The organism is Nostoc sp. UHCC 0251, from assembly GCF_034932245.1.
Taxonomy (GTDB): domain Bacteria; phylum Cyanobacteriota; class Cyanobacteriia; order Cyanobacteriales; family Nostocaceae; genus Nostoc.
Map to the genome: position 1 here is coordinate 1 of NZ_JAYGHD010000372.1, position 17,098 is coordinate 17,098.

Consider the following 17,098-nt stretch of genomic DNA (forward strand, 5'->3'; position numbering starts at 1 on the left):
TTTATCCCCTCAACACTTGCAATTTTACCTGTTTTAGGGAATGAAACAGCCCTGCCTTAAAAAGGGGGTAAATGAGGAAATTAGCCCTGCTTTTTTAAGGGGGGTTGGGGGGATCTCCACAGGGTAAACAAGCTAACCGAACCGTATTGCATCCCTTATGCCCAATGCCCAATGCCCCATATATGAAGTTACTGCTAAGAAATATTAAAATTTCAGTTAGAATAGGGCTGCATTAACTTTTATCAAAGCATGGAGCAATAACATAAAAAATCCCCACTGTAAAGTTGTGGATGTTATTATTGCTGTTTCTGCCAACAACAAGCTGCTACTACCTTGCTATTACTTTGCCCAAACCGGAATTCTCATTAGAGAAAGTCCGATTCTACAAGCTTCCTGCCCAAGTGGCTATCAAAGGAATCAAGCCTCTGTCTAAGAGTAGCAAACATGGTTAATTCGAGGTAATTACCCAGAGTGGCGGTGATAACAAAGTTAGTCCCAGCGGCTTTTGGCTTAGGGATAGCGGGTATTGCAGTTTGCCCATTCCGATTAATATCGGGAAAAGTAGCTTAGGGATATTTGTCCGTAAAATTACTAACTGTAGACAAATAGTGGTTTTTGAATCAAGCAACCTAACCTATGCCAGCGAATTCCTGGCCCGAAGAAGATTCTTATCAAGAGCTTGATCCGCTCAACTCCTTGTTGTCTGACCTATCAGCAGATGAGGAGTCAGTGTTAGAGGCAGATCCTGTGTCTCTAACACCCCGGTTTCAAGGTCGTAGACGCAAAGCGGCTCTCGTCTTGACTGTTGTCTGGAGTGGCACGATCGCTCTACATTTAGTTTCTTGGGCTTCCATATTTATTCTAGGACTGACCACCATTCTAGGATTTCATGCCTTGGTGGTAGTGTTTACAAAATCCCGTCGCTATCCAAAAGAAATACAGGGAGATTTGCCCTCTGTATCGGTGCTAGTGGCTGCGAAAAATGAGGAAGCAGTAATTGCTAAATTAGTCAAAAATCTTTGTAATCTGGAATATCCAGGTGGGCAGTACGAAGTATGGATTATTGACGATCACAGCAGTGATAACACGCCACATGTATTAGCAGAACTAGAGCAGAAACATAATCAACTGAAAGTATTAAGGCGTTCAGCAGAAGCTAGTGGTGGCAAATCGGGGGCGTTGAATCAGGTATTGCCGCTGACAAAGGGCGACATTATCGCAGTATTTGATGCTGATGCCCAAGTGACACCAGACTTACTGCAACAGGTAATACCTTTATTTCAAAGAGAAAATGTTGGGGCGGTGCAGGTGCGAAAAGCGATCGCTAATGCTAAAGCAAACTTTTGGACTAAGGGTCAAATGGCAGAAATGGCACTTGATACCTGGTTTCAACAACAGCGAACTGCCCTGGGTGGCATCGGCGAACTGCGAGGAAATGGTCAATTTGTCCGGCGTTCAGCCTTGGAAAGCTGCGGTGGCTGGAACGAGGAAACCATTACCGATGATTTGGATTTGACAATCCGCTTACATTTGGATAAGTGGGATATTGAGTGTGTTTTCCATCCAGCGGTGCAAGAAGAAGGAGTGACAAGTGCGATCGCACTTTGGCATCAGCGCAACCGTTGGGCAGAAGGCGGTTATCAGCGCTATTTGGATTATTGGGATTTAATTCTCAAAAACCGCATGGGAGGGCGTAAAAGCTGGGATCTGCTGATTTTTATGCTGATTATGTATATCTTGCCAACAGCAGCAGTCCCAGATTTACTAATGGCGATCGCTCGTCATCGTCCACCAATGTTAAGTCCCATCACAGGCTTGTCAGTTACTATGTCGATGGTAGGGATGTATACAGGTCTAAGGCGCATACGTCAAGACCAGAAATTTTCACCTTCTACATATTTTCTAATGCTGGTGCAAACCCTGCGTGGCAGTTTATATATGTTGCACTGGTTAGTCGTCATGAGCAGTACTACTGCCCGCATGTCGGTAAGACCAAAGCGGCTAAAATGGGTGAAAACCTTGCATACGGGGAATGGGGAATAGCCCCTTTGGGGAATTAAAAATTAAAAATTAAAAATGCAAAATTACCAAAAATAATTTTGCATTTTTTTATTCATCATCTACGTCTGCTTCCTCTACCCATTCAGGTGTAGCCATAGAATCGGAGATTTCTGGGAAATCATCTGCAAAACGAATAATTTGTCCGTTGAAAAATTCTGCTAGACGTTGAGCTGCGATCGCTACTTCGTCAGGTTCCCAATCAGGTGCGGGTGTTTGTTTTGGCGGTGGAGGCAAAGCTTGCATCCCATTTCTATTTGCCCCATTTCCATTTGTCTCATTTCCATTTACCCCATTTCCATTTCTTACCGTCGGCTCAGTTTTTAGTGGTGCTAGTGGTGTTGGCTGTGGTAATGGCGCTGGAGGCGAAATTTGCTGATTGTAACTGGGAGTAGCTGGTTGCTGAACGCGACTAGAATCTTTCGGCGGAGGATTTTTTTTAGCTGAGGTAGAGTTTGGAGAAGTTCCTTTTTCTATATTTATCTGGATTTCACGCTGGAAAGTCTGCTGGAAAGCTGCCGTAATCATCGGTAGATAAGATTTTCCCTTGTCATACCATGCCTGTTTGATAGCAATTCGAGCTATAACACCGTCGAACTCTATGAGTTGGCTCATTTGACGCAGCATTTCTTGCCTTGATTTTGGCTGAAGGTTAGCAAGCACCTGTTGCCAAATTTGAGTTAAGTCATATTCTGCTTCCCCAATAACTTCTGAAGTGACTGGTTCAATGTTCGCAGGTGATACAGGAACAGCTATAGGTTCTGGGGTTGGTGGTGAAACTGAGTTAGCAGCAGAATTGTGATTTGTTTGCCGTTCAAGTGGGGGAGATGAAGTGACGGGCTGATTTTGGGCAGGCGCTACATGATTGTTTGCAGAATTATGATTTTTTTGCGGTTCAGCTACAGGTAAAGAAGAGACTGGATGATTTTGGACAGCTGCTGGAGGATAGCTTGGAGATACAGCAGGTGTGTTAACTCGCGGTGCGACACTTGGGGCTTGTGGCTGAATCGTCGCACTGGGTAACAATCCTAGTAATGTTACTTCTAACCATAAACGCGGCTGGGTGCTGTTTTTAATTTGCACTTCCGATGTTCGGAGGTGTTGCTGTCCTGCCAAAATCACACTTATGTCGAAGTATTGAGCAAACTCAACCAGCGCTGCCCAAGTTTGCTGAGTACAAGCAACCAAATCGTGGCGATTGGGTGCGGTTTTAGCAATAAGTAAATCGCGGTAGAAGGCGGCGAGATTTTGCAGAAGAATTAGGGGTTCTCGACCACGATCTAAAATGTAGTGGGTACAGTCAAGAACAGCTTCGGGTTTGTCTTGAGCGATCGCATTTAAAAGTCCCAGCAAGTCCTGTTCGCTTACTGTTCCCACCAAATCCCAAACTCTATCCGGTGTCACTTCACCCGCTAATAAACCCAATTGGTCGAGCAAACTTTCGGCATCTCGTAACCCTCCCTGAGCAAGTTGGCCTACCAGGGTTACAGCGTCGGGTGAAATATGAATATTTTCTTTAGATGCGATCGCACTTAAATGCTTAACCATCGCTTCTAACTGAATGCGTCTAAAATCAAACCTTTGACAGCGCGAAATAATTGTTGGCAATACCCGTTGCGGATCTGTTGTCGCCAATACAAAAACCACGTGTCTAGGTGGTTCTTCTAGGGTCTTGAGTAGCGCGTTGAATGCTTGGGTACTGAGCATGTGGCAATTATGCACTAAAAGTCCATTTGCCACAAAATTATGATTATCTACTACTTCAATGTCATAAACTCGCTCAACCCCAGCGAGGTGAACAGATTCGACTGTCTCCAAACTTGTAATCCATCGAGGGGATGGAATATTGTTTAAGGTCTGCGAGCCATTTTCTACTGGTGCTTGCGCCCATCTGAATGTAGTGGTATGTTTTGCCTGTACTACTTCTGGTATAAAATTTTGTTGCAGATGAATATCCCATTGCTGTAAGCCAACTGGCGATGAGTTGATTTTCTGCGCCGGAGAATCCTTCTGTATGCAATTGAATTTGTGGACTTCCTTGTGGACTGAGACTGAGTGAGCCATCATCCATGTACCACCAAGCAAGTCCTTCTGGGGTAATCCGATTAAGCCAGTCCATAGAGACGAGTTTTTTATCCCTATTTGGTTTAACGATGTCCAAGACATCTTTGAGTTGGGGATGACACGCTGTGTTACAGGTAACTGATATGTTTCCGTATCCTTTGTTAGGTGTAATTCGCAGTTTTGGACGCAATTCCTGAAGGCGATAGGCTTTGTATTCCAACCATTCTTGCTGCTTTTCTGAGTGTGTCCAACACAATCTGGGGAATCTGCTGTATTTATTGGGATAACTGATAGAGCAATCTCCAAGCAAGGTTCCGTAGATAAGCCCAAGTGCATTTGGCTGGATAACTGACGCATCTGCAAGGAACTTTTCTGTTCTAAGTTCCCAAATTCCGTGTCCTTTTTTATATGGATGTTTTTCCCAGCGAGACTGGATACTGATGATTCCTCTGCCCTTTTTTTGTAAAAAGGTTGGGATATCAAGCTTTTCTCCACACCCGCAAGCACAGAAAGGTCGGAGTAATTCGGCTTGTTTAAGGATAGATTCCAGGTCGTATGATTTTTGCCCAGATGTATTGCCTTTAAACTGGTGTCCGCTAACAAATCTTCGGGTGCGTCCATCGATACCAAATTTGTAAATGAGGATGCCGCATCCACATTCACAGGGGATAGTATCTTCACTCCTTCTTTTACGTCCTTTGCTGGTAGCCATCCCTGGTTTGTCCTAATTAAATGATTATCCGTACATCTAATTTCTCGGTTAGTTGTCTTGATAACCAGGGTTTGCCGTTCTCCTTGATCTAACCACCTGACAACTTTTTTGAATTCCCACTTACCTAATGAGTCGTTGTAACTCAGAACCTTCTTGTCTTTAATTTTGGGATCATCAATTCTTTGAAGTCCCTCATCAGTCAGAACTAGAGAATCTCCAGTTAAGCACTCATCGATTACATAAACCTTGTAGCGACACTGCACAGGCGCAAACTGGGCTTTTTCAATCAACTCGCGGATATTATCGACACCAGTGTTACTAGCAGCGTCGATTTCAATTATGTCTAAGGCGTACCCCTTGGTGATCCCCTGACAAACTTCACACACGCCACAGGGTTCAGCAGTGGGCTTGTCACTTTTGAGACAATTAAGGGATTTTGCCAGAATCCGGGCACTAGAAGTTTTCCCCGTACCTCTAGGCCCAGTGAATAAATAGGCGGGGGCAATTTTAGATGTGCCGATCGCGTTCGTGAGGGTGGTGGCGATCGCCTCTTGACCCACCAGTTCAGCAAAGCTTTTGGGGCGATATTTGTGGTGCAGGGGTTCGTAAGACATGGAAAAATAGACTTCAATGCCTTTCAACGTTAATTAGTAGCACCGAGTCGAGTTTAGGATTCAACTATTTTAAACTCTCGTACCTGCTTTATTTATCGATGTTGCCATAGCCCAAGACTCAACTCATGCCGTAAATTTTGGCACTCAGGAAAGCAAGCAACCAGAGCTTATCCTCTACTATGATTTCAACATCAATGTATGGGAATTATAGCATACCATTTAGTACATTTGTTCTATTTTTGGAAATGGGGAATGGGGATGAGGGAGCAGGGAGATGAGGGGGAGCAGGGGGAGATGAGGGACAGGGGAAAAGGTTAAAGGGGAAAGGGTAAAGGGATAAATTTAACCTTACCCCTTACCCCTTACCCCTTTCCCTTTCCCCATTCCCCATGCCCAATCCCCAATCCCCAATGCCCAACTATACATTTTATTGACTGAACTAGCGTCATAGTCCAGTGCGATCGCTACAATTTTAGGAGAAGCAAAACTCGATGGTGCAGCAGATGCTCAAGCGGCTATTTCAATGGCTCAAAAAGCTTTTTCAGAGCTTGTTTGGTGGAAAACAGACTGCCTCAAAATCTAGGGGGAATTTGCAAAAACAACCAGCACCACCCTTAAGTGATACGGATCTGGAATTTCTCTTCAACGAACTTTTGGAAGGAGTACATCAAGCACGAGGGGAAGAGTGGGCCCGGAAGTGGTTGCATAATATTGAACATCGTATCCCAACAGAGCGCTGGGTTGAGTGGTTAAAGCGCTTTGGTGATAGATTGCTGGCTTCATCTACACCCCATAATGAAATAGCTGCGCGGTTAGTACAGCTGGGTGAGTTGGGCATCGGAGAAATCGGAGATGTTGCCTATAGTATTGGAATGCAATTGTTGACACGCAATCAAGGTGAACCGATTTGGGAATATGAGGGGCCAGATGTTGTCAGCACGTCTTTGCCATCTGAGCCAACAGATCCAATATCAGAGTCAGCAGATGCGCTAGAAAACCCCCCCGAGGGAGAATATCAAACTGTCACCCTAGAAGAGTTGTTTGTGATGTTACAGCAGGATGAAAACTTACGCCAGCAGATTGCTCAACAACTTGCCGTTGAGACAGACGATCCCCAAGTGCTTGTCCAGGCATTGATCAATCAATTATATCCTGCTGGTCAATCGTCTACAGAGCAAACAGAAAATTAACTGCTTCCCAGAGTCGAAACTCAAGAGTTAAATCTGGGAATTGTAACGTTGTAATGCTATGCTCTTGAAGTTTGGTATAATTTTTGCTAACTTGCGACGGAAGCGCTGTCCGAATCTAATGGATTTTTACGTAATTGATGATTTTTTTAACACAACGATGGCTACAATCTAGAAAAACAAAATCCAAGAGTGTGGCAGATGCTCAGGCGGATATCGCAGTCGCTTAAAAGGTTTTTAAAGCGCCTCATTGAAAGTAAGCAGACTAGTTCTCTCCAGGGTGCGAGAGGACATAATCTGGTGGAGATGCTACCAGAACTAACCAATGCGGATCTGGAACAATTGTTTATCCAATTGTTAGAAGGCGTGCATCAAGCACGAGGACGACAGTGGGCATTGAGGTATCTGCAACGGGTAGAAAATCGCATTTCGGCTGAACGCTGGATAGATTGGTTGGTGATGTTTGGCGAAAGCTTGCTAGCTTCACCTACACCAAATCATCTTTTAGCAACAAAGATGGTGCAATTGGGGGAACTTGGTGTTGGCAGAATTGGAGATGTTGCTTATGACATTGGCATCCGGTTGATGCAAAACTCACCCACACAAATAGAGTATGAAGACAATCGGGCGCACGATGTGGCAGAAACCACTCCTGGGCAAGAACTGAGTCACGATTTGGGCGAGGACTTATGGGATTATGATGAGCCAGATGTCATAGAAACCACTCCTGGGCAAGAACTAATTCGTAGCTTAGGTGAACAGTTATGGGATTATGATGAGCCAGATGTCGTAGAAATCACAACTGATGAGGAAATTCTCCCAAATTCGCCTGGGCAGGAGTTAATCCGTAGCTTAGGTGAACAGTTATGGGAATATGATGTGCAAGATGTTGAACCAACAACTTCAGCACCTGAAAATGCCTCTTTTGAGGAAAGAGGAGCCGAGAATTTAGAGGAACTGGTATTGGAGTATGAAAGAGAAGACGCCCAAACCACGATCCCCGAAAATTTCCCTCTCCCCCCAGCCGAAGATTCAATCACCTCATTAGCTGAACTGAGATTCGGGGATGAAGCGGAGGTGATTGTAACTACAACTGGAGCAAATCTGGTTTCCACTAGGCAAAGAACTGAATTAGTAACATCTGACTCAGAAGCAACGTGGGATAACACTTTGACAAATTTAGAGCCAAATGTGGCTTCTACCCTAGATGAGTTGTGGGTGAGACTGGATGAAAGTACCAATTTAGTCCAGCAACTTGCTTCGGATTTGGCAGTTCAAAGCAGTAATTCCCCTGGTATTATTGAGCGACATAGCGATAATCCGATTACCAACGCTCAAGCTTGGTTTTACCAAGGTCTAAGCCAAGCGAAAACGGGTGATTTGTTAGGCGCGATCGCATCTTATGACCAAGCCATCGCACTTCAACCCGAATACTCAGAATATTGGTTTAACCGAGGCTTGACGCTGTTCCATTTAGAACGTTTTGATGAGGCGATCGCATCTTACGAAACTGCCACACAACTGAAACCCGACTTCTACAAAGCTTGGTACAACCGGGGTGGAACTCTGGGAGAATTAGGATATTTTGAAGAAGCGATCGCTTCTTTTGACAAAGCCATAGAAATCAAACCAGACTACCAAGAGGCTTGGTCTAGTAAGGGTTTGGCACTGCTAAAGTTAGGTTGGCTACCAGAAGCTATTTCTAGTTATGACCAAGCGCTACATCTGGAACCAGAAGACCAGGAAAACTGGTATCACCGAGGCATAGCCCTAGCTGTCGGCGAACAATTTGCAGAAGCGATTATATCCTATGACAGAGCGCTAGAAATTCACCCAGAGTACCACGAAGTTTGGATAGACCGGGGTGTAGTGCTGTTTAATTTAGGAAGATGGTCAGAAGCGATCGCCTCCTGGGACAAAGCACTTTCAGTTCAAGCTGACTTCTACTTAGCTTGGTACAACCGGGGTATAGCGTTAGATAACTTAGGACGCCGCCAAGAAGCGATCGCCTCCTATCGGCAAGCGATCGCCATTAAACCCGACTTCCACTTAGCTTGGTATAATCAGGCAGTAGCACTGTTTTATTTAGAACAATTTACTGAAGCGATCGCCTGTTATGACAACGCTTTGCAAATTAAACAAGATTATTGGGAAGCTTGGATTGGTAGGGGAACTGCGATCGGTAATTTAGTAGATTCTGACGCATTGCTGAACTTGTCGAGTAGTATCACAGCGATAAATCCCGCCTTACAACAGGGCGGCTACGAAGGAAAATTAGCCAGCTACGAGGAAGGGTTAAAACATCTACGGACAGATACCCATCCAGAAGGCTGGGGTAGATTGCATTTTGCGATCGCTAATACTTACTATGAGCAAGGCAAAAAACATACCAATCCCCGCGATTATTGGCGCAAAGCCGCATCTGAGTACCATCAGGCGCTGTTAACCCTCACACTAGAATACTTTCCCAACTTGCACTTAGAAGTTCTGCAATCTCTAAGTAAAGTGCTGATGGGTTTGGGACAAACAACACAAGTTCAAGAATTGCTGCAACGCGGTACAGATTTATTGCGACAATTACTGAGTGAAGAAACTCGCTCAGACGAAAGTAAAAAACAGCTAGCTTTAAAATTTGCAGGCTTTGATCAATTAGCAGTTGATTTAGCCGTAGAGTCCGGTGATTTAGTTGAAGCTTGGGAAATTGCCGAACAAGGCAAAAATGCTTGTTTAAACTGGCTGCTTTATGGCTGGAATGATAATATTTACTCGCCTCATTATGGGGCAATTCAACAACTATTCAATCCCACAACAGCAATTATTTACTGGCATATTAGTCCAGTCGCCCTACAAACATTTATTCTTAAAGACCAAGCGCCATCACCAATCCTCCTGTTTACACCCATGCAAGATACTGGGGTAATACCTTTAGGAGAAGACGCTATCCGTCTAAACGAATTACCTCTCCCCGAAGCAGTACAACGCCTAATTGAATTTGAAAATTGGCTAGAAGATTGGCATCAACAATACCAAGAATATCGCACCACGGCCCAAGACAAAGAAAGTAAAAGCCAGCATTCTTGGCGAGTTGATATGGAACAGAAGCTGTTGCAGCTGTATGAAATCCTGAATATTTCCACAATTGCACAGGAACTCGAAGGGATCACCCAACTGGTTTTAATTCCTCACCGTGACTTGTACAGATTACCCATTCATACCCTTTTCCATCTTTCTTCCCCATCGCAGGAAGAATTGCCGAATGTGGAGTCAAATTTCACCGTTACTTATCTACCTAGCGCCCAAATAGGTTTATCAATAAGAACTGAAGATATCTGGCAGTGGCAAAATAAATTATTGCTCAGTGTTGAACATCCTGAGAGTACAGGTTATCCCACACTTAAATTTGCCAAACTTGAGTCTGAAGTTGTTAGCCAGATGTTCAATAATATCCAACGAATTCAGGGTTCAGAAGCTACAAGAAGTATTGTTGAAAATGCCTTGTATGATAATTACAACATTTTTCATTTTACGGGTCGTGTAAATAATAATTTGGCTGAACCTAAAAAGTCAGAATTAGCATTAGCAGGTGAAGATAGACTTACTCTAGATGAAATTTATCAGCAAAATCTAGCAAGTTACAATCTTATTACTCTATCTGCCTGTGAAAATTTAAGTACTAGCAACTACACTATCAGCAGCGAATATGTGAGTTTAGTGACTGGTTTTGTGAGTCACGGCGTTCCTCATGTAGTGAGTACCCTTTGGAGTGTAGAATCTTCAGCTAGTGCCTTGGTAATGATAGAGTTTTATCGAAGATTACAACCTAATAAGTCAGCAGTTACTGCTTTAGCTGAAGCAACGCGATGGCTGAAAGAACTAACTGCTGGCGAACTGACAAAATGGTATGAAGATATTTTGAATAATCTGCATCCAGAAGAATTACGAATTCAAACTTATTTAGCGACACAGCTATATAGAAATAGTAAAATGGCATCAGATAAAAATCTTTATAATCATCCTTACTACTGGGCAGCATTCACGATTACAGGTAAACCAAATTAAAATAATTCGTAATTCGTAATTCGTAATTTGTAATGAAGCTCGTTCCTCTCTACGAGACGCTGCGCGAACGCTAACGTAATTAAGTTTTGCAACGGGGATTTAGACCCTGCCATAAAACTTACCGCTTGTTAGAAGCGTGCATTAGTTATGAGGGGTAAAAAAGTTTGTAGTAAGGACTTTAGTCCTGGATTTTTAAGCATTTCAGTGCCTACTAGGAACTCATTACAATTAATGCGATAGACCAGTAGCTTGGGTTGCGCTTTGCTTAACCCAAGCGTATTGTTTTATAAACTTTAACAAGTTCCGTGGGTTTAAGTCCCCCGGTTCAAAAATCACGCAAGTTTTGTCTTGGAGTTAAATCCTCATCACAAAACTTAATTACGAATTACGTTAGCGTAGCGTTAGCGACGCAGGAGCGTCATTACGAATTACGAATTATTTAATTAAGCCTAATCTAGCTCCCTGCGTCCTTCCAATGCCCTTGCCAGTGTTACTTCATCGGCGTACTCCAAATCACCACCTACAGGCAAACCAAAGGCAATCCGCGTCACCTTGGTAAATGGTTTCAATAGCTGACCGATATACAGTGTTGTTGTCTCCCCTTCCACACTCGGACTAATTGCCAGAATCACTTCTTGGGGTTTTTGCTGACTCACCCGGCGCTGCAAAGGCAGTATATTCAACTGTTCTGGGCCAATTCCATCAATTGGCGAAATCACCCCACCCAAAACGTGATATTTGCCTTTGTACTCGCGGGTTTTTTCCAGTGCAATCACATCACGAGGATCTGCTACAACACAGATAATATTGTTGTCACGGTTGGCATTGCGGCAGATTTCACAAACAGGTTCAGCAGATAAGTGAAAACAAACAGAACACAAACCGATCTGTTTTTTTGCCTCAATCAGCGCTTGTGCCAAAGCTTCTACTTCTGCTTCTGGTCGCTTTAAAATATGCAAAGCCAGTCGTTGGGCAGATTTGGGGCCAACTCCCGGTAGGCGTTGCAATTGCTCAATTAACCGTGCTAAAGGGCGTGCGTAAACCGTTGTCTTATCTCCAGAATGTTTTTACCTTAACTATGATGACATTCCTACAGACTTTTGGAAGGGAGTGTTTATGATTTAGTGATGAATCGCGTCTAGAAACACAATTCATCCGGTTTTATGGTTTTATCAACCAGGCGGCCAGCTCAACTGCCGTCCTCCTAAAATATGCAGATGTAAGTGGTAGACTGTCTGACCACCATCATCACCAGTGTTGATGACAACTCGATAACCGTTTTCCAGTCCAGCTTCTTTTGCAACACGTTTGGCGGTTAACAAAAGATGTCCCAATAGAGCATGATCCTGAGATTCAGCATCAGCTAGTGTGGGAATGGGTTTTTTGGGAATGACGAGGATGTGAACAGGCGCTTGGGGGTGGATGTCTTTGAACGCCAGGGCTAAATCATCTTCATAAACAATATCAACGGGAATTTCCCGGCGAATGATTTTGCTGAAAATCGTTTCTGTAGTTTCACTCATACCAATCTACCTACTCATCTGCTAGAGATTTTAAATGTTTATTGTGGTGACTAGATCATCTACACAAAAAAATACTCCTTTCTGTGATAAATTATTCCATAGATAATATTTGTACAACAGCACTATACAGGCAATAATTAGAATCTGTTATTATTAATATTTATAGGCTTACTGAAAGTATAAAATTCTCAATTATATCCAAATCCAGCCTATGTAAAAGATGAATAATGTTCGCCTGTTTGCTACTTTGTACAACATCGAAATGACTAAGACAGAATACCAACATTATTCCTTTCGTGGCTTTTAAAACAACCTACTAGGAGAGATTTTTTAATTGCGTACCTACCTTACCTAGCAGTGCCATTTTTTTATAACTGATGTAGCTTGAAGGTCGTAAGGTGTTAATTAAAAAAATATACTTAACAAGATTTATTATTTATATACCATAAATTGCAAGAGGTCTATTGATATTGATATGCCAAATGGCTACGAAAAACTACTATTATTTTGTAAATTGGACAGTATGCTTAATCTACAATAATAGTGCTATATCTTTATAGTTGAAAATTTTCATAAACCACAAAGCCAACTTTTGCAACACAACCGTATTTGATGGCTGAATCAATTGTTTCAACAAAACGGCTCGGTAGCCAGTTAATCCACTGGTTGCTTGAAGAAGACCGAGGAGAAAAGGAAGGGCCTTATCGCAAAGAAGAACCACATCGCCAACATCCTTGGTGGCAGGTGATGTGCTTGACTGGTGTAGATTATTTCTCAACCCTTGGCTATCAACCTGGGATTGCAGCACTGGCAGCTGGCGCTCTTTCTCCTGTAGCTACCCTAATTCTAGTTTTGCTGACGCTCTTTGGAGCATTGCCAATTTATCGGCGTATTGCTGCCGAAAGCCCTCATGGGGAAGGGTCGATCGCAATGTTAGAGCGTTTGCTCCCTTGGTGGCAAGGCAAATTACTTGTGCTATGCTTACTCGGCTTTGTGGCAACTGACTTTATTATTACCATTACCTTGTCAGCTGCTGATGCCACAGCCCATATTATTGAAAATCCACTTACCCCAAGTTGGCTTCACAATCAGACGATCGCAATCACTCTAATATTAGTTGTATTACTAGGCGCAGTTTTCTTGAGAGGTTTCCGAGAAGCGATTGGGATTGCAGTAGTTTTGGTGGGAGTTTATCTGCTGTTAAACTTCATTGTGATTAGCGTCGGTTTGTATCAGATTTTAACTCACCCAGAAGCGATCGCTAACTGGCAGACTGCACTTTTTACCCGCCATTCCAACCCTTTGATACTTATTGGCATATCTCTGCTCATATTCCCCAAGCTGGCGCTGGGATTATCAGGTTTTGAGACTGGTGTAACAGTTATGCCTCTGGTCAAAGGTAGCACCAACAGCGCTCCGCAGCATCCCAAGGGGCGGATTCGGAATACACGCAAGCTGCTCACCAGTGCTGCTGTGATTATGAGCTTCTTTTTGCTTACCAGCAGCTTTATAACTACTCTACTGATTCCAACCGCAGAATTTGCATCTGGGGGCAAAGCTAATGGACGGGCCCTTGCTTATCTCGCACATCTGCATTTAGGCAATGCCTTTGGCACAATTTACGATTTAAGTACTATTTCCATTTTGTGGTTTGCAGGTGCATCTGCAATGGCAGGGTTGCTGAATATTGTGCCTCGCTACCTACCACGCTATGGCATGGCCCCCAATTGGGCCCGAGCAACACGACCTTTAGTGTTAGTCTACACAGCGATCGCTTTTGTTGTCACAATTATCTTTCGGGCAAATGTGGAAGCTCAAGGTGGGGCTTATGCAACTGGTGTGCTTGTGTTAATTACTTCAGCTGCTTTTGCCGTAACCTTATCAGCCCACCGTCACAGACAAAAGCGGGCAAGACTTGTTTTTGGCATTATCACACTGTTATTTCTATATACCACTGTTGTTAATATCATCGAAAGACCAGAAGGCATTAGAATCGCTGGATTTTTCATCGGTACGATCATTTTTACATCGCTAGTTTCTCGTGTTTGGCGTTCAACTGAACTACGAGCAGAGCGGATCGAAGTTGATGAACTTGCTAGCCAATTCCTTGCTGAAGAGAGCCAGGGAGTAATACGACTAATTGCTAATCGATTGAATGCAGGTGATGTCCTAGAGTATTTTATGAAAGAGAAAGAGGTACGCGAAGACAATCATATTCCACCCAACGATCCAATTCTGTTTCTAGAAATTCAGATATCAGATGCTTCGGAATTTGCGGATGTGATCAAAGTCAAAGGGGTGCAAGTTGGTGATTACCGCATCCTCCGGGCTGAGAGTGCAGCAATACCTAATGCGATCGCAGCTTTACTACTCTATATTCGTGACCAAACAGGTAAGATTCCCCATGCCTATTTCGGCTGGGTTGAGGGCAACCCCATACAATATTTACTACGTTTTATTTTGTTTGGAGAAGGTGATATTGCCGTGGTCACCCGTGAAGTACTCCGTCGGGCTGAAAAGAATCCCCAGATACGCCCTGGTGTTCATGTTGGCGGGTGAGGAAGAGGGCAGGGGAGGCAGGGGAGGCAGAGGAAGCAGGGGAAGATAAAATTTATAGCGATTCTCATTTGAATGAGTACTGGCTAAGGACAAGGCATTGCCGTGTACCTACGAGTATCTGTGTTATCTGTATTGGGCTATAGTAAAGCTCAGATAACTTCAGAAGTACTCACAATGAATCAGATACAACTGACTTTAACTATTGGTTACTTGTTAATGACGTGCTATTTTTTAACCAATTGGTTAATATTTTCGCTGGGTCATCCTGCTTCCACGCCAGAAGATAAATTTTTATCGGTTGTGATGTTTTTGGTCACAACTATCTTCTGGCCTCTGATGATTCCGATGTCTTGTTTAGAAATGGTTCAAAAAAAGCAAATAGACTTTAATAAAATGGTTCCTGTTATCTTAGCAATATTTGTATTTAGTATTTCATATTATTTGACCGAATAATTCATAATTGAACGTCACAAATTGCATATATATAAAGAGAAGCCGGAGGGTTGACTTTTGACCCTTCGGCTTCTTTATACAACATACTACCTTCACTTCTTAGGCAGTCTATTTATTAGACATCTCCAGAAATTAATTATGCGTTACCTGAAACCCTTGTAGAGACGTTGCAATGCAACGTCAAAACAATTCATTTTCACCAGATGTCTATTGAATTTGGAATTTCTAACGGCGTCTGCTGCCGAAACCAGTTGAGCGGCGGGGTGCTGAACTACGTCCACTACCAAAACTACTACCAGAATTACGTCTGGGTGAAGTGGCTCTGCCAGAGGGTTGCAATGTACTACCACCAAAACCAGAACCAGAAGGACGGTTATTACCAGTAGTGCTACGCGGTGCATTGCGTAAAGTTGAATTACCCGGATATGACCTTCTAATTGTCCCTGTATTGCGGAATGCAGTGCGATTTCTCACGGCTGCGGGTTGTGTATTGTAGCGGCTTTGGTAGCTTTGAACTGCTTGTCCATAACTTCCGCCATATCCACCGAAGCCACTTAATCCTTGTCCTGATTGATAGACAGGGGGTACATAATACTGGGGTCTAAACAACATACTACCAATTGCCTGACCAGCCAAGCTGCCAGCTACAGACCCAGCAAATGGTGCCCAGAAGTTATTTTCTCGACGGACTACAACAGTCTCTTGTTGTCCTGTTTGGGGATTGACTTTATTCTCGGTAACGTTGTGGATATATTCGATTTTAAAGTCTTCCGTTAGATATAAAATCGGTTGTCCTTTTTCTACCTTCAGATAGGTTTTTTTGCCCTGCTTGATTTCATCATCAGTTAACCGTGCCATTTGCAAATTTTCGGTTGCAAAGGTTGGGGGCTTATTGTTAAGTAAAAACAAGCTGTATTCACCAGTTGCATCATCATATGTAGCTTGTTGTATTTGATACTCTCCGTCACTCAACTTCGTGTTAGTAGAAGTTTGGCTAACGTTATTAGCCGGAGGAATAGTTTCGTTCCCTCCACCACAAGCGACAGTTGTCATACACAAACTCAGAGCTAAAAAAACGGCTGTAAATTTACGTACTATGGTCATGATCATTGGATTATTGTCCTATCTCTGAGCTTAACAATTTCTCGATGCGAGTAGTAAGTACGGACTACCCAACACATTATAAAGGAATCAATTCTGGGTAATATTGCAACAGTTGGTCGCTAGTGAGTTCATCGCCTAATTGTGCTGGCGAGAAATGCACTTGGATTGCCTTCAATCTATGTTTATAATGCAAATTGATCAATGCTTTCAATCCTTCCTTGAGTGCCTGAACGTTAGAAAGATCAGTTTCTAATTCTGGTACTTCTCCCTCATAAGCTACTGTAAGCATCACAATGACGTTGCGGGTTACAGGTATAGATAAAGGTTCATTCAATCCAGAATCAGAACTGTAATCTGGTTCGCTAAGATATCTTTGGGCAGAGTCAGTAAATAACTCATTGACGTAATCTCCTGCCTCGCCTTCATCAAAAAATACATCACCTTCGTTGGCAGCAGAAAGCCAATATTCATCGTATTGCAGTAGGGTTTGGCTAATTTCTACCAATGCTTCTCCCAAAACTTCTAAATCACCATCAGCATCGATCGCATCTCGCCCAGCACTATTTAATACTCCCAAAATTGGTGCTACCTCGCCTCCCCCTAAGTGCAGAAATAGTCGAAATACTACATAGCGAGTTCGACCGATCATTCTATTAAAGGTATCGCGCATTCTTTCCTCCAAATTTTATTTGCCTAATTAGATATTAGTTGTAACTGCCCAGGTAGGAAAGTCAGGGATATTCCCGTGAGGGAGGAAAGATGGTA

General features: G+C 43.2%; 10 protein-coding genes. 5 read left to right on the plus strand and 5 right to left on the minus strand.

Translation table 11 applies throughout. The annotated features are described in order from the left end of the window. Positions 1-636 precede the first annotated feature (636 nt). A complete protein-coding gene (locus tag VB740_RS31405) occupies positions 637-2,043 on the plus strand; it encodes a glycosyltransferase family 2 protein (RefSeq protein WP_323203739.1) in 1,407 nt (468 codons plus the stop codon). A 66-nt stretch (positions 2,044-2,109) separates the two neighbouring features. Here VB740_RS31405 and dnaX read toward each other — a convergent pair whose 3' ends face one another. Beyond that, complete coding sequence (gene dnaX, locus VB740_RS31410; RefSeq protein ID WP_323203740.1) at positions 2,110-5,448, minus strand: DNA polymerase III subunit gamma/tau; 3,339 nt, start codon at positions 5,446-5,448, stop codon at positions 2,110-2,112. A gap of 503 nt (positions 5,449-5,951) precedes the next feature. Between dnaX and VB740_RS31415 the strand changes: the two genes are divergently transcribed. Continuing rightward, the gene (locus tag VB740_RS31415; RefSeq protein ID WP_416291017.1) at positions 5,952-6,638 is read left to right on the plus strand and encodes a hypothetical protein; all 687 of its coding nucleotides are present in this window, start codon (positions 5,952-5,954) and stop codon (positions 6,636-6,638) included. A 198-nt stretch (positions 6,639-6,836) separates the two neighbouring features. Further along, positions 6,837-10,694 (plus strand): tetratricopeptide repeat protein, encoded by a 3,858-nt coding sequence (locus VB740_RS31420; RefSeq protein ID WP_323203742.1) that lies wholly within the window; start codon positions 6,837-6,839, stop codon positions 10,692-10,694. Positions 10,695-11,143: 449 nt separating this feature from the next. On the opposite strand, the gene recR is transcribed toward VB740_RS31420, so the two are convergent. After that, a complete protein-coding gene (gene recR / locus VB740_RS31425; RefSeq protein WP_323203743.1) occupies positions 11,144-11,701 on the minus strand; it encodes a recombination mediator RecR in 558 nt (185 codons plus the stop codon). Positions 11,702-11,866: 165 nt separating this feature from the next. Then, on the minus strand, positions 11,867-12,217 hold the full coding sequence (locus tag VB740_RS31430; RefSeq protein WP_229488538.1) for a histidine triad nucleotide-binding protein: 351 nt from the start codon (positions 12,215-12,217) through the stop codon (positions 11,867-11,869). A gap of 612 nt (positions 12,218-12,829) precedes the next feature. On the opposite strand from VB740_RS31430, the gene VB740_RS31435 reads away from it, so the two are divergent. Together VB740_RS31435 and VB740_RS31440 are read left to right on the plus strand one after the other, a co-directional pair. Next, positions 12,830-14,776, plus strand: coding sequence for an amino acid transporter (locus VB740_RS31435; RefSeq protein ID WP_323203744.1), 1,947 nt, complete (start codon positions 12,830-12,832; stop codon positions 14,774-14,776). Positions 14,777-14,950: 174 nt separating this feature from the next. Beyond that, positions 14,951-15,229, plus strand: a complete 279-nt coding sequence (locus VB740_RS31440) for a hypothetical protein (RefSeq protein WP_323203745.1) — start codon at positions 14,951-14,953, stop codon at positions 15,227-15,229. A 225-nt stretch (positions 15,230-15,454) separates the two neighbouring features. Here the strand turns inward: VB740_RS31440 and VB740_RS31445 are convergent, their stop codons facing one another. Beyond that, entirely contained in the window at positions 15,455-16,339 is an 885-nt protein-coding gene (locus VB740_RS31445) for a hypothetical protein (RefSeq protein WP_323203746.1), read from the minus strand. Between the two features lie 70 nt (positions 16,340-16,409). After that, complete coding sequence (locus VB740_RS31450; protein WP_323203747.1) at positions 16,410-17,003, minus strand: DUF1517 domain-containing protein; 594 nt, start codon at positions 17,001-17,003, stop codon at positions 16,410-16,412. Positions 17,004-17,098: the final 95 nt, after the last annotated feature.